General features: G+C 72.3%; 18 protein-coding genes. 15 read left to right on the top strand and 3 right to left on the bottom strand.

Annotation, left to right across the window (positions count from 1 at the left end; genetic code table 11):
* The first annotated feature begins 25 nt into the window (after window positions 1–25).
* The 6 genes from ACFY0U_RS24125 (at window position 26) to tsaE (ending at window position 5963) form a co-directional block, all read left to right on the top strand.
* Window positions 26–397, top strand: a complete 372-nt coding sequence (locus ACFY0U_RS24125) for a holo-ACP synthase (RefSeq protein WP_388639023.1) — start codon at window positions 26–28, stop codon at window positions 395–397.
* Window positions 398–581: 184 nt separating this feature from the next.
* Window positions 582–2015 carry an NAD(P)H-hydrate dehydratase gene (locus ACFY0U_RS24130; RefSeq protein ID WP_388639025.1) on the top strand — a complete coding sequence of 478 codons (1434 nt, stop codon included), beginning with the start codon at window positions 582–584 and terminating at the stop codon, window positions 2013–2015.
* An 89-nt stretch (window positions 2016–2104) separates the two neighbouring features.
* Window positions 2105–2980: a L,D-transpeptidase family protein gene (locus ACFY0U_RS24135; RefSeq protein ID WP_388639027.1), complete on the top strand. Its 876-nt coding sequence runs from the start codon at window positions 2105–2107 to the stop codon at window positions 2978–2980.
* 45 nt (window positions 2981–3025) lie between these two features.
* Window positions 3026–4198, top strand: coding sequence for an alanine racemase (alr, locus tag ACFY0U_RS24140; RefSeq protein ID WP_388639029.1), 1173 nt, complete (start codon window positions 3026–3028; stop codon window positions 4196–4198).
* 51 nt (window positions 4199–4249) lie between these two features.
* Window positions 4250–5485 carry an alpha/beta fold hydrolase gene (locus ACFY0U_RS24145; RefSeq protein ID WP_388639031.1) on the top strand — a complete coding sequence of 412 codons (1236 nt, stop codon included), beginning with the start codon at window positions 4250–4252 and terminating at the stop codon, window positions 5483–5485.
* Entirely contained in the window at window positions 5451–5963 is a 513-nt protein-coding gene (tsaE, locus tag ACFY0U_RS24150) for a tRNA (adenosine(37)-N6)-threonylcarbamoyltransferase complex ATPase subunit type 1 TsaE (protein WP_388639033.1), read from the top strand. The genes ACFY0U_RS24145 and tsaE overlap by 35 nt, the downstream gene beginning before the upstream one ends.
* 331 nt (window positions 5964–6294) lie before the next feature.
* Here the strand turns inward: tsaE and ACFY0U_RS24155 are convergent, their stop codons facing one another.
* Window positions 6295–6849, bottom strand: coding sequence for a hypothetical protein (locus tag ACFY0U_RS24155; RefSeq protein ID WP_388639035.1), 555 nt, complete (start codon window positions 6847–6849; stop codon window positions 6295–6297).
* A 108-nt stretch (window positions 6850–6957) separates the two neighbouring features.
* Here ACFY0U_RS24155 and tsaB point away from each other — a divergent pair, with 108 nt between their 5' ends.
* Genes tsaB through ACFY0U_RS24175 form a run of 4 tightly spaced genes read left to right on the top strand, consistent with a single transcriptional unit; the run spans window position 6958 to window position 9461 of the window.
* Window positions 6958–7614, top strand: a complete 657-nt coding sequence (tsaB, locus tag ACFY0U_RS24160; RefSeq protein ID WP_365392507.1) for a tRNA (adenosine(37)-N6)-threonylcarbamoyltransferase complex dimerization subunit type 1 TsaB — start codon at window positions 6958–6960, stop codon at window positions 7612–7614.
* Between the two features lie 17 nt (window positions 7615–7631).
* Window positions 7632–8129, top strand: coding sequence for a ribosomal protein S18-alanine N-acetyltransferase (gene rimI, locus ACFY0U_RS24165; protein ID WP_388639608.1), 498 nt, complete (start codon window positions 7632–7634; stop codon window positions 8127–8129).
* Window positions 8122–9207 carry a tRNA (adenosine(37)-N6)-threonylcarbamoyltransferase complex transferase subunit TsaD gene (gene tsaD, locus ACFY0U_RS24170; protein ID WP_388639036.1) on the top strand — a complete coding sequence of 362 codons (1086 nt, stop codon included), beginning with the start codon at window positions 8122–8124 and terminating at the stop codon, window positions 9205–9207. Before rimI ends, tsaD begins: the two co-directional genes overlap by 8 nt.
* Window positions 9204–9461, top strand: a complete 258-nt coding sequence (locus tag ACFY0U_RS24175) for a hypothetical protein (RefSeq protein ID WP_388639038.1) — start codon at window positions 9204–9206, stop codon at window positions 9459–9461. The genes tsaD and ACFY0U_RS24175 overlap by 4 nt, the downstream gene beginning before the upstream one ends.
* Window positions 9462–9578: 117 nt before the next feature.
* Here the strand turns inward: ACFY0U_RS24175 and ACFY0U_RS24180 are convergent, their stop codons facing one another.
* Together ACFY0U_RS24180 and ACFY0U_RS24185 are read right to left on the bottom strand one after the other, a co-directional pair.
* Window positions 9579–10088 carry a hypothetical protein gene (locus ACFY0U_RS24180; protein WP_388639040.1) on the bottom strand — a complete coding sequence of 170 codons (510 nt, stop codon included), beginning with the start codon at window positions 10086–10088 and terminating at the stop codon, window positions 9579–9581.
* A 26-nt stretch (window positions 10089–10114) separates the two neighbouring features.
* The gene (locus tag ACFY0U_RS24185; RefSeq protein ID WP_388639041.1) at window positions 10115–12418 is read right to left on the bottom strand and encodes a glycoside hydrolase family 3 N-terminal domain-containing protein; all 2304 of its coding nucleotides are present in this window, start codon (window positions 12416–12418) and stop codon (window positions 10115–10117) included.
* Between the two features lie 146 nt (window positions 12419–12564).
* Here ACFY0U_RS24185 and ACFY0U_RS24190 point away from each other — a divergent pair, with 146 nt between their 5' ends.
* From ACFY0U_RS24190 to ACFY0U_RS24210, 5 genes are all read left to right on the top strand, one after another.
* Window positions 12565–13635, top strand: coding sequence for a LacI family DNA-binding transcriptional regulator (locus tag ACFY0U_RS24190; RefSeq protein ID WP_388639043.1), 1071 nt, complete (start codon window positions 12565–12567; stop codon window positions 13633–13635).
* 82 nt (window positions 13636–13717) lie between these two features.
* A complete protein-coding gene (locus ACFY0U_RS24195) occupies window positions 13718–15079 on the top strand; it encodes an endo-1,4-beta-xylanase (protein ID WP_388639045.1) in 1362 nt (453 codons plus the stop codon).
* Between the two features lie 73 nt (window positions 15080–15152).
* Window positions 15153–16196, top strand: a complete 1044-nt coding sequence (locus tag ACFY0U_RS24200; protein WP_388639047.1) for an LCP family protein — start codon at window positions 15153–15155, stop codon at window positions 16194–16196.
* Window positions 16197–16357: 161 nt separating this feature from the next.
* A complete protein-coding gene (locus ACFY0U_RS24205) occupies window positions 16358–16714 on the top strand; it encodes a YciI family protein (RefSeq protein ID WP_388639048.1) in 357 nt (118 codons plus the stop codon).
* Window positions 16715–16863: 149 nt separating this feature from the next.
* A complete protein-coding gene (locus tag ACFY0U_RS24210; protein WP_388639609.1) occupies window positions 16864–18075 on the top strand; it encodes an RNA polymerase sigma factor in 1212 nt (403 codons plus the stop codon).
* The last annotated feature ends 28 nt before the right edge of the window (window positions 18076–18103 follow it).

Raw genomic sequence — 18103 nt, forward strand, 5'->3', positions numbered from 1 at the left:
GGAGCGTGGTCATAGGGTGCACCGCATGAGCATCATCGGCGTCGGGATCGACGTGGCGGAGATCGAGCGGTTCGCGGCGTCGCTGGAGCGCACCCCCGGGATGGCGCGGCGGCTGTTCCTCGACAGCGAGTTGCTGCTGCCCAGCGGGGAGCGCCGGGGGATCGCCTCGCTCGCGGCGCGGTTCGCCGCGAAGGAGGCGCTGGCCAAGGCCCTGGGCGCGCCCGCCGGACTGCACTGGACCGATGCCGAGGTGTACGTCGAGGACAGCGGGCAGCCCCGGCTCCGGGTCACCGGAACGGTCGCGGCGCGGGCGGCCGCGCTGGGCGTGCGGACCTGGCATGTGTCGCTCAGTCACGACGCCGGTGTGGCTTCGGCGGTCGTCGTCGCGGAGGGGTAGTGACGCCGCCGAGGCCTGCCGGGCACCGCGTGATGGTGCGGAACGTCGTGTTCGTGCCGCAGAGGCTCTCGCGGATCGACGACTGAATCGATTCGTGCCGTGAGGGTGGGCGAATTCGACAAAGGCGCGGTAAAGCGTCAATGGCTGCGGCGAGGTTCGTCACGCTCGGGGGAGACTCGGTCCCATGCGTACTGCGTACAGCGTGGAGACGGTCAGGGCGGCCGAGCGGGAGCTCATGGCACGGCTGCCGGAGGGAGCGTTGATGCAGCGGGCGGTCGCCGGACTCGCCGCCGCCTGCGCGGACTTGATGGGAAGGGTGTACGGCAGCAGGGTCGTCCTGCTGGTGGGCAGCGGTGACAACGGCGGGGACACCCTGTACGCCGGGGCCCGGCTCGCGCGGCGCGGCGCCGGGGTCTCCGCGGTGCTGCTCACGCCGGAGCGGGCCCATGCCGGCGGGCTCGCGGCACTGCGGCGGGCGGGCGGCGCGGTGGTGGGCGTGGAGGCGGCCGAGGACCTGATCCTGCGGGCCGACGTCGTCCTGGACGGCATCGTCGGGATCGGCGGGAAGGGCGGACTGCGGCCGGAGGCGGCCCGGCTCGCCTCGGTGGTCCAGGACTCGCGCGCCGGCGTCGTGGCCGTCGACCTGCCCAGCGGCGTCGACGCCGACACGGGGGAGGTGCGCGGGGCCGCGATCCGCGCCGACCTCACCGTCACCTTCGGCACGCACAAGCCGGGGCTCCTGGTGGACCCGGCCCGGGAGTACGCCGGGTCCGTGCGGCTGGTGGACATCGGGCTGGCGCTGCCCGCCGAGGCGGAGCTGGAGGCGTTGCAGCACGCGGATGTGGCCCGGTTGCTGCCGGTGCCGACGGGGGAGAGCGACAAGTACCGGCGGGGGGTCGTGGGGATCGCCGCCGGGTCGGCGCGGTACCCGGGCGCGGCCGTGCTCGCCGTCGCGGGCGCGTTGCGGGGCGGTGCGGGGGCGGTGCGGTACGTCGGGCCCGCCGGGGACGCCGTCATCGCCCGCTTTCCCGAGACGCTGGTGTCGGACCAGGGCCCGAAACGGGCGGGGCGGGTGCAGGCCTGGGTCGTCGGGCCCGGGGCGGGGGACGACGCGGCGGGTGTCGCGGAGGTGCTGGACGCGGACGTGCCGGTGCTGATCGACGCGGACGGACTGCGCCTCGCGGACGTCGGCGCCGTGCGGGGGCGTCGCGCGCCGACCCTGATGACGCCGCATGCCGGGGAGGCGGCGGCGTTGCTGGGGGTGGCGCGGGAGTCGGTCGAGGAGGCCCGGCTGGAGTCCGTACGGGAGCTGGCGGGGCGGTACGGGGCGACGGTGCTGCTCAAGGGGTCGACGACGCTGGTCGCGGACTCCGGGGGCGGGGCGGTGCGGGTGAACCCGACGGGGACCGCCTGGCTGGCCACGGCGGGCAGCGGGGACGTGCTGTCGGGCCTTGCGGGGTCCTTGCTGGCGGCCGGGCTCTCCGCGGTGGACGCGGGGAGTGTGGCGGCGTATCTGCACGGGCTGGCTGGGCGGTTCGCCGCGGAGGGGGCGCCGGTGGGGGCGCATGACGTGGCGGAGGGGATTCGCGGGGCCTGGAGGGATGTGCGGGCCGGGTAGGCGGGCCGGCTGGGCGGGGCTGCGTACGTCCGAGTGACCTCTCCGCGTGGTACCCCCTGTCCTCGCGGAGCCCAGGTTTGTCTGATCGCATGATCAGCAGACATGTCGCCCGCCGGAGCGTCGCCGCGCTCCTCGTAGCCGCCACCGTGCTGCCCGCCCAAGCCGCCTTTGCCGAGCCCGCGCCCCCCGCCCCCGGCGCCGGCGCCGAACTCGTCCCCGGCGAGTACCAGCCCTGGCAGACCGTCACCCCCGACCAGGTCCTCGCGCCCCAGGTGTACGTGCCCAGCGCCGCGGAGGATGCCGTCGAACCGGCGGAGGCCGCCCCGGGGGCGTACGACCTGGTCGAGTACGTGCCGCTCTCCGACGCCGTCGCCCGGGTCGCGTGCACCACGTCACGCGGGCCCTATCAGCGGCAGGTCGAGCGGTGGCTGAAGCTGAAGGTGGACGGGAAGCAGTCGAAGGCCGACTGCAAGGCCATCCGCGCCTTCCAGGTCAAGCACAAGATCAAGCCCGCCATCGGGTTCGCGGGGCCGATCACCTGGTCCCGGATGCAGTACCTGTCCGCCAAGAAGAACCCCAATGCCGCCAAGAAGTGTCCGGTCCGCACGTACCGCGTCGCCTGTGTCGACCAGGACCGGCAGATCACCTGGGTGCAGAAGGGGAAAAAGGTCGTCTTCGGACCGGTGCCCATGCGCAGCGGCCGGGCCGGGTACCGGACCCGTACGGGCTGGTTCACGGTCTACTGGAAGCACAAGAACCATGTGTCCACGCTCTACCACCAGCCCATGCCCTACGCGCAGTTCTTCAGCGGCGGACAGGCCTTCCACGCCGTCTACGACAGCATCTTCACCACCGTCGGCTCCATGGGCTGCGTCAATCTGCGGCTCGGCGACGCGCGCAAGCTGTGGGGTGTGCTGAAGAAGGGCGACCGGGTCTATGTCTGGGGGCGGCGACCCGGAGCGTAGGCGTCCGAAGGGACTGTCGGACCCCTCTGAGAGACTGGGGGCGCCATGAGTGAGACACCTGCCCCGCGGAGCGCGCCCCTGCGTGCCCGCGCCGAGATCGATCTGGCCGCCCTGCGCGCCAATGTGCGGGTCCTGCGCGCCCTCGCGCCGGACGCGGCCCTGATGGCCGTGGTCAAGTCCGACGCGTACGGCCACGGGGCGGTGCCGTGTGCCCGCGCGGCCGTCGAGGCGGGAGCGACCTGGCTGGGCACGGCGACCCCCGAGGAAGCTCTTGAGCTGCGGCGCAAGGGTCTCCACGACGTCCGCATCATGTGCTGGCTGTGGACTCCGGGCGGACCCTGGCGCGAGGCCGTCGAGGCCGATCTCGACGTCTCCGTCAGCGGGATGTGGGCGCTGGAGGAGGTCGTCGCGGCCGCCCGGGAGGCCCGCACCCCCGCGCGCGTGCAGCTCAAGGCCGACACCGGCCTGGGGCGCAACGGATGCCAGCCGGGGGCCGACTGGGCCGAGCTGGTCGCCCACGCCCTGCGGGCCGAGGAGGAAGGCCTCCTGCGCATCACCGGACTCTGGTCGCACCTCGCCTGCGCCGACGAACCGGGGCACCCCTCCATCGCCGCTCAGCTCAGCCTCTTCCGGGAGATGGTGTCGTACGCCGAGGAGGCAGGGGTCCGGCCCGAGGTACGGCACATCGCCAACTCACCGGCCACGCTCACGCTTCCCGAGACGCACTTCGACCTCGTGCGGACCGGCGTCGCCGTCTACGGCATCTCGCCGAGCCCCGAACTCGGCAGCCCGGCCGACTTCGGGCTGCGCCCGGTGATGACGCTGAGCGCGTCGCTGGCGCTGGTCAAGCGGGTCCCGGGCGGGCACGGCGTCAGTTACGGCCATCACTACGTCACCCCCGGCGAGACCACCCTCGGGCTGGTGCCCGTCGGGTACGCGGACGGCGTCCCGCGGCACGCCTCCGGCACCGGACCCGTCCTGGTCGGCGGCAAGTGGCGGACCGTCGCGGGGCGGATCGCCATGGACCAGTTCGTCGTCGACCTCGGCGGCGACGAGCCCGGGACCGGCTCGGAGGCGATCCTCTTCGGGCCCGGCGACCGCGGTGAGCCCACCGCCGAGGACTGGGCACAGGCGGCCGGGACCATCGCGTACGAAATCGTCACGCGGATCGGAAGCCGGGTTCCCCGCGTCTATGTGAATGAGGGACAACCGGGGTAACCGCCCCAACAGCAAGTGGTGGTCCTGTAGTCCGGCGAAGAGGAGCGGTACGTGAGCGAGAGCAGCGCGGAGGCTGTCGTAGCCGTGGTCTCCGCCACGGGGGCGGCCGGGAACTGGCGCCGGGCGACCGGGATCGCGGGCGCCGCGATAGGCGTGGTCGCGGCGGGCGCGGCGGCCGGTGTCGCCATCGAGCGGATGACCGTCGGCCGCGGCATGCGCAAGAAGGCGCGGCTCGCGCTCGACTCCGCCGGGCCGTACGGCTCGCTGCGCGGGATGCCCGGCAAGGCGTACGCCGACGACGGCACCGAGCTGTACTACGAGGTCGACGACGTGGAGCCGGAGGGCGGGTCCGCCCCGCGCCGGCGCCGGCTCTTCGGACGCAAGGCCCCGCTGCCCGTCACCGTCGTCTTCAGCCACGGCTACTGCCTCAGCCAGGACTCCTGGCACTTCCAGCGGGCCGCGCTGCGCGGGGTCGTGCGAACCGTCCACTGGGACCAGCGCAGCCACGGCCGGTCCGGGCGCGGGGTGCAGCAGGTGCAGGACGACGTGCCGGTCAGCATCGACCAGCTGGGGCGCGATCTGAAGGCCGTCATCGACGCCGCCGCGCCCGAGGGGCCGATCGTGCTCGTGGGGCACTCCATGGGCGGGATGACCGTCATGGCACTCGCCGACGAGTTCCCCGAGCTGATCCGTGAGCGGGTGGTCGCCGTCGCCCTCGTCGGCACGTCGTCGGGGGGGCTCGGCGAGGTCAACTTCGGGCTGCCCGTCGCGGGAGTGAATGCCGTACGACGGATCCTGCCCGGGGTGCTGAAGGCGCTGGGGCAGCGGGCCGAGCTGGTGGAGAAGGGGCGGCAGGCCACCGCCGATCTGTTCGCGGGGATCATCAAGCGGTACTCGTTCGCGAGCCGGGACGTGGATCCGGCCGTCGCCCGGTTCGCCGAGCGGATGATCGAGGGGACGCCGATCGACGTGGTCGCCGAGTTCTACCCGGCGTTCACCGACCACGACAAGACCGAGGCGCTCGCCCGCTTCGCGGACCTGCCGGTGCTCGTGCTGGCCGGGATCGGGGACCTCGTCACGCCGAGCGAGCACAGCGAGGCCATCGCCGGGCTGCTGCCGGACGCCGAACTGGTGCTCGTGCCGGACGCCGGGCACCTCGTGATGCTGGAACACCCGGAAGTGGTCACCGACCGCATCGCCGACCTTCTCACCCGCGCGGGTGCCGTGCCGGCAGGAGCTACCGTGGGTGGCTATGGAAGCACCAACAGCACCGCACAGCCCGGCTGAGACCGAACTGACCGTCACCTCCCCCGAGCAGATGCGTGAGCTGGGCCTGAAGCTGGCCAAGCTGTTGCGCGCCGGGGATCTCGTGATGCTCAGCGGGGAGCTCGGGGCGGGCAAGACGACGCTGACCCGGGGGCTCGGGGAGGGGCTGGGCGTGCGGGGGGCCGTCACGTCGCCGACCTTCGTCATCGCCCGGGTGCACCCGTCCCTCGGTGACGGTCCGCCGCTCGTCCACGTCGACGCGTACCGCCTGGGCGGCGGGCTCGACGAGATGGAGGACCTCGACCTCGATGTCTCGCTGTCCGACTCGGTGATCGTCGTGGAGTGGGGCGAGGGCAAGGTCGAGGAGCTCACCGACGACCGGCTCCAGGTGTGGATCCACCGGGCCGTCGGGGACACCACCGACGAGGTACGCCATGTGACGCTGACCGGGCTCGGGGAGCGCTGGGCGAGCGTCGACCTCGGTGTGCTGTCCGCCTGAGCCTGCGCGTGCTGTCCCGCTTGAGCATCGGTGGATGAATATTCCGACAAGACGTCGGCAAGTTATTGCATTTGCGGTCGTGTGCGTGGTCACATGGTATCCAGTTCGTAGTTAGGTCTACCTAACTACGTCCGCCCCCGGTGCTCAGGAGGCGTCCATGGCGGCCACGGAACGAGACGAGGCGGCGCCCCGCGTGGTGTCCGCGGTACCCATGCGTGACCTGCTGGCGGCGTGTGCCGCGGCGCATGCGATCTCGACGCCGCCGCGGGTCCCTGACCGGGAGACGGGCCGGCCACGTGGGGTCGAGCACCGTAAAGCCGCCTAGGGACCCTCAGCGGATCACGACGACCCGTTGGCCGATCGTCGCGAAGTCCCACATCGCGTTGCCGTCCTCGCGGGACTCGCGGATGCCGCCGGTCTTGGCCGTGGGGTCGTTCTCGGGGAGCGAGCCGTCGACGGCCGCGCTGAAGCCGATCGTGACGCTGTCGACGCTGGTGAAGCGGACGACGTGCTCGATGGGGGTGCCGTCGGTGCCGGTGACCGAGTTGGAGCGGGACGTGACGTAGTAGGTGCCCGGGACCGGGTCGACCGTGCCCGGGGTGACCCTGAAGGTGCGCTGGACCCTGTTGCCCTTGCCGACCAGCCAGACCCGGTCGTCGTCCACCGAGTACACGACCCGTTCACCCTTGCCGGAGCCGGCGGGCAGGGCGGTGGGATGCCCGGTGTCACGGGGCGCCTTCGAGGCGACGGCCGCGGGCTCACCGACGGCCTGCGAGGCGCCGAGCGAGGCCGGCACGTCCGCCGAGGCCTGGTAGGCGAGGAAACCCACCGTGATCAGGGCCGCCGTGGTGAGGCCGGTCACGATCCCGGCGCTGGAACTGGGCACGGTCGTCCACCTCGTCGTCGTACGGCGTGATCCTCGGCGACGTTAGCAGTCGGCGGCGCCGTGACCGGGGCGGCGATACGCGCGGCGCGGGAGCCGTAGGCTGTTTGCGTGCTCTTGCTCGCTCTGGATACCGCCACCCCCGCCGTGACCGTCGCCCTGCACGACGGTACGGACGTCGTCGCCTCTTCGAGTCAGGTGGACGCGCGCCGGCACGGCGAGCTGCTGCTGCCGGCCGTCGACCGCGTCCTCGCCGAGGCCGGGCTGAAGCTCGACGCCGTCACCGGCATCGTCGTAGGGATCGGGCCCGGCCCCTACACCGGACTGCGCGTCGGACTGATGACCGCCGACACCTTCGGGCTCGCGCTCGGCGTCCCCGTGCACGGTGTGTGCACGCTCGACGGGCTCGCCTACGCCGCCGACATCGACGAGGGACCCTTCGTCGTGGCGACCGACGCGCGGCGCAAGGAGGTCTACTGGGCGCGCTACGCCGACTCCCGTACGCGGCTGACCGACCCGGCCGTCGACCGGCCCGCCGAGATCGCCGAGCAGGTCGCGGGGCTGCCCGCCGTCGGGGCCGGGGCGCTGCTCTACCCGGACACCTTCCCGGTCGCGCGCGAGCCCGAGCATGTCTCCGCCGCCGCGCTCGCCGCGCTCGCCGCCGAGAGACTCGCCGCCGGTGCGGAACTGCCCGCCCCGCGGCCGCTGTATCTGCGCCGCCCCGACGCCCAGGTGCCGAAGAACTACAAGGTGGTCACCCCCAAGTGACCTCCGTGCTGCGCGAGATGCGCTGGTGGGACATCGATCCCGTACTGGTGCTTGAGAAGGACCTCTTTCCCGAGGACGCCTGGTCGCGGGGCATGTTCTGGTCCGAGCTGGCCCATGCGCGCGGCGCCTCGGCGACCCGGCGCTATGTCGTCGCCGAGGACGGCGGACGGCTCGTCGGCTACGCCGGGCTCGCCGCCTCCGGTGATCTGGCGGACGTGCAGACCATCGCCGTCGCCCGCGACCACTGGGGCACCGGGCTCGGCGGGCGGCTGCTGACCGAACTGCTGCGCGCGGCCACCGCCTTCGAGTGCGCCGAAGTGATGCTGGAGTGCCGGATCGACAACGTGCGCGCGCAGAAGCTGTACGAGCGGTACGGCTTCGAGGCGATCGGCTTCCGGCGCGGCTACTACCAGCCCGGCAATGTCGACGCCCTGGTCATGCGACTGACCACGGAATCCAAGAACGGCTCCGCCGCGGGTTCCACCTCCGAACAAGGAACCGAGAACAATGACTGACGAACCTCTCGTCCTCGGCATCGAGACCTCCTGCGACGAGACCGGCGTCGGCATCGTCCGCGGCACCACCCTGCTCGCGGACGCGATCGCCTCCAGCGTCGACGAGCACGCCCGCTTCGGCGGGGTCGTGCCCGAGGTCGCCTCGCGGGCGCATCTGGAGGCGATGGTGCCGACCATCGACCGCGCGCTGAAGGAAGCCGGGGTCACGGCGAAGGACCTGGACGGCATCGCGGTGACCGCGGGCCCCGGTCTGGCGGGCGCGCTGCTGGTCGGCGTATCGGCGGCGAAGGCGTACGCCTACGCGCTCGGCAAGCCGCTGTACGGCGTCAACCACCTCGCGTCCCACATCTGTGTGGACCAGCTGGAGCACGGGGCGCTGCCCGAGCCGACGATGGCGCTGCTGGTGTCCGGGGGGCACAGCTCTCTGCTGCTCTCCAGCGACATCACCTCCGATGTGCGGCCCATGGGCGCGACCATCGACGACGCGGCGGGCGAGGCGTTCGACAAGATCGCGCGTGTGCTGAACCTCGGCTTCCCGGGCGGTCCGGTCATCGACCGGTACGCGAAGGAGGGCGACCCGTCGGCGATCGCGTTCCCGCGCGGGCTGACCGGGCCGCGCGATCCGGCGTACGACTTCTCCTTCTCCGGTCTCAAGACCGCGGTGGCCCGTTGGATCGAGGCCAAGCGGGCGGCCGGCGAGGAGGTGCCGGTGCGGGACGTGGCGGCGTCCTTCCAGGAGGCGGTCGTGGACGTGCTGACCCGCAAGGCCGTCCGTGCCTGCAAGGACGAGGGCGTCGACCACTTGATGATCGGCGGCGGTGTCGCCGCCAACTCCCGGCTGCGGGTGCTCGCTCAGGAGCGGTGCGAGGCGGCCGGGATCCGGCTGCGGGTGCCGCGGCCGAAGCTGTGCACGGACAACGGGGCGATGGTGGCGGCGCTGGGCGCGGAGATGGTCGCCCGGAACCGGCCCGCCTCCAGCTGGGACCTGTCGGCGGACTCCTCGCTGCCGGTGACGGACCCGCATGTCCCCGGCCACGACCATGTGCACGAGGTCAGCAAGGAGAACCTCTACTCGTGACGGTCGCGCTGATGTGGGAGGCCCGGGCGGTCGACGGACGGGGCGAGGAACTCCTCGCCTGGGCGCGGGCACAGGAGCTGCCCCGCGCCCCGCTGCGGCGGGAGACCTTCCGGGCGCCTCAGGACCGGGTGCTCGTTATCACCTGGTGGGACGCGGATCTGGCCGCTGACCTGCCGGAACTGCCCGAGCCGGACGGCGAGTTGGTGACTCGGGCGGTGCACCGGTGGCGGTTCGAGTCCGTGCCGGCGGACTAGTCCCACCAGAAGTACCACTTCCGTCGGGTCATCAGTTCCTGTGGACAGGCGCTCTCCCAGTCGCCGAAGCGGGAAGGCCACGACCCGGGCGCCGAAGGTGGGGTGCATGGCCGGAATCTAGGCGGGGGTACTGACAACCTCCCGTACGGCGGGGGAGTACGACAGCTTCCACGGTGCGTCCGTGTCGTGGCCGCGCCACAGCACCTTGCCGTTCCTGCGCTCCCACCCGGCGGCCAGCCATGCCTGCCCCAGCCAGACCAGCGCCGACCACAGGGGGAGCAGGGCGATCCAGGGCGCGTAGGCGATGGCGAGGACCAGGGTCGGGACCAGCATCACCGGGAGGAGCCACCAGTTGAGGGGGCGGCGGCGCAGCGAGACGACGGCCGTCGGGGGCTGCTCCAGGGGGACCGCGGACTCGAAGTCCCGTATCTCGCCGACCCACTTGAGCCGGGTCGCGCCGAGCAGGGTGAACACCACCGTGAAGGCGATCAGGCCCAGGGCGAACCGCCCCACCCCGTAGGCCGTCATGGGCGCACCGCGCACACCCACCGTCACCGGCACACAGACGGCGAGAGCGGCGAACGCGGTGTACACGGCCCGCAGTTCGTGGTGGACGTACCTGTCCATGGTGAGCCTCCCCCAGGTGCGGAGGGTCAGGCCGGTCCCGACACCTCCGTCTCGCAGCGCAGCAGGCGGTCCGGGCCCAGCACCCGTACCGGCCCCGTGAGGTTCAGCCGGGCCGTATGCCGTACGTCCGTACTGGACGCCGCCAACCGCAGCTCCAGGATGCCCGGTTCGACGACCCGGCGGAGTGAACGATCTGTGAAGGAGGACAGGTCGGTGTGGAAGCGGAAGGACACCCGCGCCGCCTCTCCCGGGGCCAGCTCCACACGCCGGTAGCCGATCAGGCGGACGTCCGGGCGGGTCACCGAGGCCACCGGGTCGTGCAGGTACAGCTGGACGACCTCGGCGCCCTCGCGGTCACCGGTGTTGCGGACGGTCACGCCCATGTCGTAGGAGCCGTCCGTGCCGATCTCGGCGTCGGCGGCGTCGGACTCCCAGGCGAAGGACGTGTACGACCGTCCGTGCCCGAACGCGTACAGCGGCGTCGGGTCCAGATTGCTGACCTCGCCCGCCAGGCCCAGCGGCGGCTGGAGGTAGGTCCAGGGCTGGCCGCCCGGCACCTGGGGGACGCTCACCGGGAGGCGGCCCGAGGGGTTGACGCGGCCCGACAGCACTCCCGCGACCGCCGGGCCGCCCTCCTCGCCCGGGAAGAACGCCTGCACCGCGGCGGCGAGGCGCCCGTTCCAGCGGCCGAGCGCGTACGGCCGGCCGGTCAGCAGCACCAGGACGACGGGTACGCCGGTGGCGACCAGGGTGTCCAGCAGTTCGGCCTGCACACCCGGGAGCCGAAGGTCCGTCACGTCGCAGCCCTCGCCCGACGTGCCCCGCCCGAACAGGCCCGCCCGGTCGCCCAGGACCGCCACGCACACGTCCGCCTCGGACGTCCGCGCCACCGCCTCCGCGAAGCCGGACCGGTCGGGGTCCGAGGTGTCGCAGCCCTCCGCGAACGTCACCTTGGCGTCGGGGAGTTCGGTGCGCAGGGACTCCAGGACGGTCGGGATCTCGATGCCCATCGGGATGTCCGGGTGGTGGGTGAGGACATGGGACGGGAAGGAGTAGCAGCCGAGCATCGCCAGCGCGTCGGCCGCCCGCGGGCCCACCACCGCGATCCTCGTGTCCGGGGACAGCGGGAGGACCCCGTCCGGGTTGTCCAGCAGGACCACCGACTCCTCGGCGAGACGGCGGGCCAGGGCGCGGTTCGCCGTCGAGTCGAGGTCGATGAGGGCGGTCGGCTCGGGGGTCCAGTCCTCGTCCAGGAGGCCCAGTTCGCACTTCTGGAGCAGGACCCGGCGCGCCGCCCGGTCGATCAGTTCCTCGGGGATCTCGCCCGCCCGCACGGCGTCCAGGAGCGGTGTGCCGTAGCACTTCAGGGTGGGCAGTTCGACGTCGAGGCCGGCCGCGAGCGCCGCGTGGGCCGCCTCCGCCTCCGAGCCGGCGACCCGGTGCTGGCTCTGGAGGAAGCCGACGCCGAAGTAGTCGGCGACCACCGTGCCGGTGAAACCCCACTCCTCGCGCAGGAGTCCGGTCAGCAGAGCCGGGTCCGCGGAGGCCGGGACGCCGTCCGTCTCGTTGTACGCCGCCATCACCGAGCGCGCCCCGCCCTCGCGCAGCGCCAGCTCGAACGGCGGCAGCGTCACATCGGCGAACTCCCGCGCGCCCGCCCGTACCGGCGCCAGGTTGCGGGCGCCGGTCGAGGACGCGTACCCGGCGAAGTGCTTGAGCGTGGCGACGATCCCGGCCGACTCCAGGCCCCGGACGTAGGCGGCGCCGATCGTGCCGACGAGGTACGGGTCCTCGCCGACGGTCTCCTCGACCCGTCCCCAGCGCGGGTCGCGGACGACGTCCAGGACGGGGGCGAGGCCCTGGTGGACGCCGACCGCGCGCAGGTCCCGGCCGATGCCCCGGGCCATCTCCTCGACGAGCGGCGGGTCGAAGCTCGCGCCCCAGGCGAGCGGGACCGGGTAGGCGGTGGCCTGCCAGGCCGTGAAGCCCGCCAGGCACTCCTCGTGGGCGAGTGCCGGGATGCCGAAGCGGCCCGCCGCCGCGATACGGCGCTGGGCGCGGGCCAGTGCCTGCGCGCCCAGCGCCGGGTCCACGGGGGCGGTGCCGAAGGGGCGGGTCAGCTGGCCCAGCCCATGGGTGATCAGCTCGTCCCACTCGTAGTCGGCCGTCATCTCGCGCTGCAACGGCGCGACTCCCTCGCCGTCCGTGCTGGCGCCCACCCACACGCCGTAGAGCTGGGCGGTCTTCTCCTGAAGGGTCATCCGGGAGAGGAGGTCGTCGACGCGGGCGGCGGCGGGCAGGGCGGGGTCACGCCAGGGGGCGGTGGTCATGAAACTCCTGTCAGGGTGAAGGCCCTCACGAATGTCCCTAATCGAATGTCCCTAACGAATGTTTCGATATGCATGCCGAATGTTTTGGGAACCTAGGCGGGTCGGAAGGGTTCGTCAAGAGGTCGCGCAGGGATACGATCGCCGCCATGACACCCCCGGAGCCCGCTGAATCCCGGGCGACAGCCCCAGCAACCGGCCGCTCGTCGCAGACCGCGACCCTCGCCGAGATCGCCCGCGAGGCAGGCGTCTCGGCGCCGACTGTTTCGAAGGTGCTGAACGGCCGCGCCGACGTCGCCCCGGCGACCCGCACCCGCGTGGAGGACCTGCTGCGCGCCCACGGCTACCGGCGCCGCCGCGCCGAGGCCAGCCGTTCGCCCCTGATCGACCTGGTCTTCCACGAACTGGAGAGCGCCTGGGCGATGGAGGTCATCCGGGGCGTGGAGAACGTCGCCCGGGACGCCGGGCTGAGCGTCGTACTGAGTGAGAGCGCGGGGCGGCTCACACCCGGACGCACCTGGGCCGACCAGGTCGCCGCCCGCCGCCCGCACGGGGTGATCCTCGTGCTGTCGGGCCTCGACGAGTCGCAGCGCGCCCTGCTCACCAGCCGGTCGATCCCCTTCGTCGTCATGGACCCGGCCGGCGACCCCGGCGCGGACGTGCCCTCCATCGGCGCCACCAACTGGCAGGGCGGGCTCGCCGCCACCCGGCATCTCGTCGACCTCGGGCACACCCGGATCGGCGCGATCAGCGGGCCCTCCCGGATGATGTGCAGCCGCGCCCGCGTCGACGGCTACCGGGCCGCCCTGGAGACCGCCGGGCTGCCGGTCGACCCGGCGCTCATCAAGAACGGCGACTTCCACCACGAGGCCGGCTACCGGCTGGGCCTGGAGCTGTTGCGCCGCCCGGACCGGCCGACCGCCGTCTTCGCCGGGAACGACCTCCAGGCGCTCGGGCTCTACGAGGCCGCGCGCGAGCTGGGGCTCAGGATCCCGGAGGACCTGAGCGTGGTCGGGTTCGACGATCTGCCGGTGGCGCCCTGGGTGGGGCCGCCGCTGACGACCGTACGGCAGCCGCTGACCGAGATGGCCGAGGCGGCGGCCAAGCTGGTGCTCGATCTGGCGCGCGAGGAGGGGTCTCCGGCGGCCACGCGGGTGGAGCTGGCGACGAGTCTGGTGGTGCGCAGCAGTACCGCCGGGCCGCCGGTGGCCGGAAGTTGACGTATTGACGGGTGGGGCCGCCACCTCCACACTCCTCCGAAGTCAATCGGCTGCACGACCGAAACTTTCGGAGGCACCCGCAGTGAGATCCTCCAGAACTTCGTCACGTGTACGACTCGCCGCTCTGCTGGCCGGAGCGGCCACCGTCGCCGCCCTGGTGACCGCCGGCACCACCACCGCGCACGCCGCCGACACCCCGCTGCGCGATCTCGCGGCCGCCAAGGGCAAGGCCATGGGCACGGCGGTCACCGGCTCCAAGCTGACCGGGACCTACGGCGACATCGCCGGGGCTCAGTTCAACTGGCTGACCCCCGGCAACGCCATGAAGTGGGGCTCGGTCGAGCCGACCCGGGGGAACTTCGACTGGACGGAGGCGGACCAGATCGTCGCCTTCGCCGAGGCCCACGACCAGGACGTGCGCGGCCACACCCTGGTCTGGCACAGCCAGAACCCGAGCTGGCTGACGAACGGCACCTGGACCCCGGCCCAGCTGAGCACGCTGCTGAACGACCACATCGCCACAGAGGTCGGCCGGTACAAGGGACGGCTCGCCGCCTGGGACGTCGTCAACGAGCCCTTCAACGAGGACGGCACCTACCGCCAGACCCTCTGGTACAACGGCCTCGGCACCGGCTACATCGCCCAGGCCCTCACCGCCGCCCGCGCCGCCGACCCGGACGCCGAGCTGTACATCAACGACTACAACGTCGAGGGCGTCAACGCGAAGAGCACCGCCCTCTACAACCTGGTCAAGTCGCTGAAGGAGCAGGGCGTCCCGATCGACGGCGTCGGTCTCCAGGCCCACCTCATCCTCGGTCAGGTGCCGTCCACGCTCCAGCAGAACATCCAGCGCTTCGCCGACCTCGGCGTCGACGTGGCGATCACCGAGCTGGACATCCGGATGAACCTGCCCTCCGACAGCGCCAAGCTCACCCAGCAGGCCGCCGACTACAAGGCCGTCATGAACGCCTGCGTGGCCGTCGCCCGCTGCACCGGCGTCACCGTCTGGGGCTTCACCGACTCCGACTCCTGGATCCCGAGCACCTTCCCGGGGCAGGGCGCGGCGACGCCGTACGACGAGAACTACGCGCCGAAACCGGCGTACCACGCGATCGCGGAGGCGCTCGGCGGCACGACCACCCCGCCGACGGGGGCCTGCACCGCGACCTACAGCGTGGCCAACCAGTGGAACACCGGCTTCACGGGCCAGGTGCGGATCGCCTGCTCGGGTGCCGCGCTGTCGTCCTGGAAGGTGAACTGGACGTACGGGGCGGGCCAGCAGATCACCCAGGCCTGGAACGCGACCTGCACACAGACGGGTTCGGCGGTCAGCTGTGCCAACGCCTCCTACAACGGGACCGTGCCGGACGGCGGTTCGGTGACCTTCGGGTTCAACGGGTCCTGGAGCGGGAGCAACCCGGTGCCGACCGTGACACTGAGCTGAGAAAGGTGAGATTTTCCGAAGAAAGGCGGCCGGAGCAGCGCCCTTGTAATAATTCGGACTTACGTTCCTCCCCGTGAGCGGAGACGACGAAGGCAGACGAGCGGGCCGGCGGTCACGCGGGCTGAAGGCCGCCGGCCTGACTCTCGCGGGCGTTCTGGTGGCGGGCGCCGCGGCGGGTGGCTGGATGTACTGGCACCTCAACGACAACATCAAGAGCGTCGACATCGACCAGGCGCTCGGCGACGACCGTCCGCCGAAGCCGGTGACGACGCCTTCCGCGTCGGCGTCGGCCTCCGCCTCCCCGCTGCCCTCCGAGGCCCTGAACATCCTCGTCCTGGGCTCCGACTCGCGCAGCGGCGAGGAGAACGAGGAACTCGGCGGCGGCGACAGCTCCGGCGCCCGGTCCGACACGGCGATGGTCGTGCACATCGACGCCGGCCGCACCGAGGCGACCGTGGTCAGCATCCCGCGCGACACGCTCGTCACCCGCCCGTCGTGTCCCCTGGACGACGGGGGCTCCACGGCGGTGGCGTACCGCGCGATGTTCAACAGCGCGTACTCCGTCGGCGGTCCCGTCTGCGCGGTCAAGACCGTCGAGTCGATCACGGACGTCCGCATGGACCACTACATCGAGATCGACTTCTCGGGCTTCGCGAAGCTGGTGAACGCCCTCGGTGGCGTGACGGTGACGACGGACGAGGACATCGACGACCCCAGCAGCCATCTGACGCTCAAGGCGGGCACCCACCACCTCGACGGCAAGCAGGCCCTCGGCCTCGCCCGCACCCGGCACGGCATAGGCGACGGCAGCGACCTCGGCCGGATAGGCCTCCAGCAGAAGCTGGTGAAGGCGCTGCTGGAGCAGATCGCCTCGACCGATCTGCTCACCAGCCCCACCAAGCTCTACGAGGTCGCCGACGCGGTCACCGCCAGCCTCACCACCGACACCGGGCTCGACTCGCTGAGCGAGCTGACGAGCCTCGGGCAGAGCCTGAAGGGGCTGTCGGCGGACCGGCTGAGGACGGTGACGATGCCGGTGCTGCCGGCACCCTCGAACGCGAACCGGGTGGTGGCGCGGGAACCGGAGGCGGGCGACTTGTGGAAGTCGCTGCGCTGAGCGCGGCGTGAAGGAGTCTCGAAGCCCGGCTGAAAGACTCCTCGAAGCCCGACCGAAAGATTCCTCGAAGAAATCCCGCGAGCCTGTCGATCCGGGTGTCTCCCGTTCGACGCATGGTGGAGAGGCCGGAAAGCACCGGCCGACCGATACGAGGAGTCACCATGCCGCGTTACCTGTCGCTCGTGCAGATCGACGAGTCCACCGCCCCCGCCGAGGGCCCCAGTGCCGAGCTGATGCAGCGCATGGGCGAGCTGATCGAGGAGATGACCAAGGCCGGAGTGCTGCTGGACACCGCCGGGCTCACGCCCTCCGCGCAGGGCACGCGGGTGCACTGGAGCGGTGGCCAGACGTCCGTCACGGACGGGCCGTTCACCGAGTCCAAGGAGGTCGTCGGGGGGTACGCGATCGTGCAGTGCAAGGACAAGGCCGAGGCCGTCGAGTGGACCAAGCGGTTCCTCCAGGTGCACGAGGCGCACTGGACGGTGACCTGTGAGGTGCGGGAGATCGCGGAGGGCTGAGCGGTCGGCTGAGCGGTCGGCTGAGCGGTCGGCCGAGCGGTCGGCTGAGCGGGGGTCTTTGGCCGTACGCCGGGAGGGGTGTTGCATGGAGGGCTGTGAGCCCACAGTCCTCCAGCGACCCCCGCGGCACCGTCGAGACGGTGTTCCGCATGGAGTCCCCGCGCATCATCGCCGGCGTCACCCGCATCGTCCGGGACGTCGGCATCGCCGAGGAACTCGCCCAGGACGCCCTCGTCGCGGCCCTGGAGCAGTGGCCGCGCGACGGCGTCCCGAGCAACCCGGGCGCCTGGCTCATGACCACCGCCCGGCGCCGCGCCGTCGACCTGGTCCGGCGCCGCGAGAACTACGCCCGCAAGCTCCAGGAGATCGGCCGCTCACTGGAGACGACGGCACCGCCGGAGGAACCGGCCGACCCCGAGGACATCGACGACGACCTGCTCCGCCTGGTCTTCACCACCTGCCACCCGGTGCTGTCCCCCGAGGCCCGCATCGCCCTCACCCTGCGGCTGCTCGGCGGCCTCACCACGGCCGAGATCGCCCGCGCGTTCCTGGTCCCGGAGCCGACGATCGCCCAGCGCATCGTCAGGGCGAAACGCACCCTCGCTACCAAGAACATCGCCTTCGAAGTGCCCTACGGCGCCGAGCGCGAGGCCCGCCTGGGAGACGTCCTCGACGTCATCTACCTCGTCTTCAACGAGGGCTACGCCGCCACCGCCGGCGACGACTGGCTGCGCCCGGGACTGTGCGAGGACGCCCTGCGCCTGGCCCGCGTTTTGTCCGGCCTGATGCCGAAGGAACCGGAGGTCCACGCGCTGGCCTCGCTCCTGGAGTTCCAGGCGTCCCGCGCCGCCGCCCGCACCGGCCCCGCCGGTGAGCCGGTCCTCCTGGAGGACCAGAACCGCCACCGCTGGAACCGCATGCTCATCGCCCGCGGCATCCAGGCCCTCGCCCGCGCCGACGCCACCCGCACGGGCGCCCCGGGCCCGTACGCCCTCCAGGCCGCGATCGCCGCCTGCCACGCGCACGCCCACACCTACGAGGAGACCGACTGGGCGAGCATCGCGACCCTGTACGGACTGCTCGCCGTCCGCGCCCCCTCCCCGGTCGTCGAACTCAACCGCGCGGTCGCCGTGTCGAGGGCCGAGGGCCCGGCACCGGCCCTGGAGATCGTCGACGCGCTCATCGACGAACCCGCGCTGCGCGACTACCACCTGCTCCCGAGCGTCCGCGGCGACCTGCTGGCCCGCCTCGGGCGTACGGCCGAGGCGAGGGCGGAGTTCGAGCGGGCGGCGGGGCTGGCGCGCAACGCACGCGAACGGGAGCTGCTGGCGGTCCGACTGAGATCACTGCCGACCCGATAACCCATTCCCTTCCTGGTCAGCGGCGGCT

This window comes from Streptomyces sp. NPDC001536 (assembly GCF_042894505.1).
Classification (GTDB): domain Bacteria; phylum Actinomycetota; class Actinomycetes; order Streptomycetales; family Streptomycetaceae; genus Streptomyces.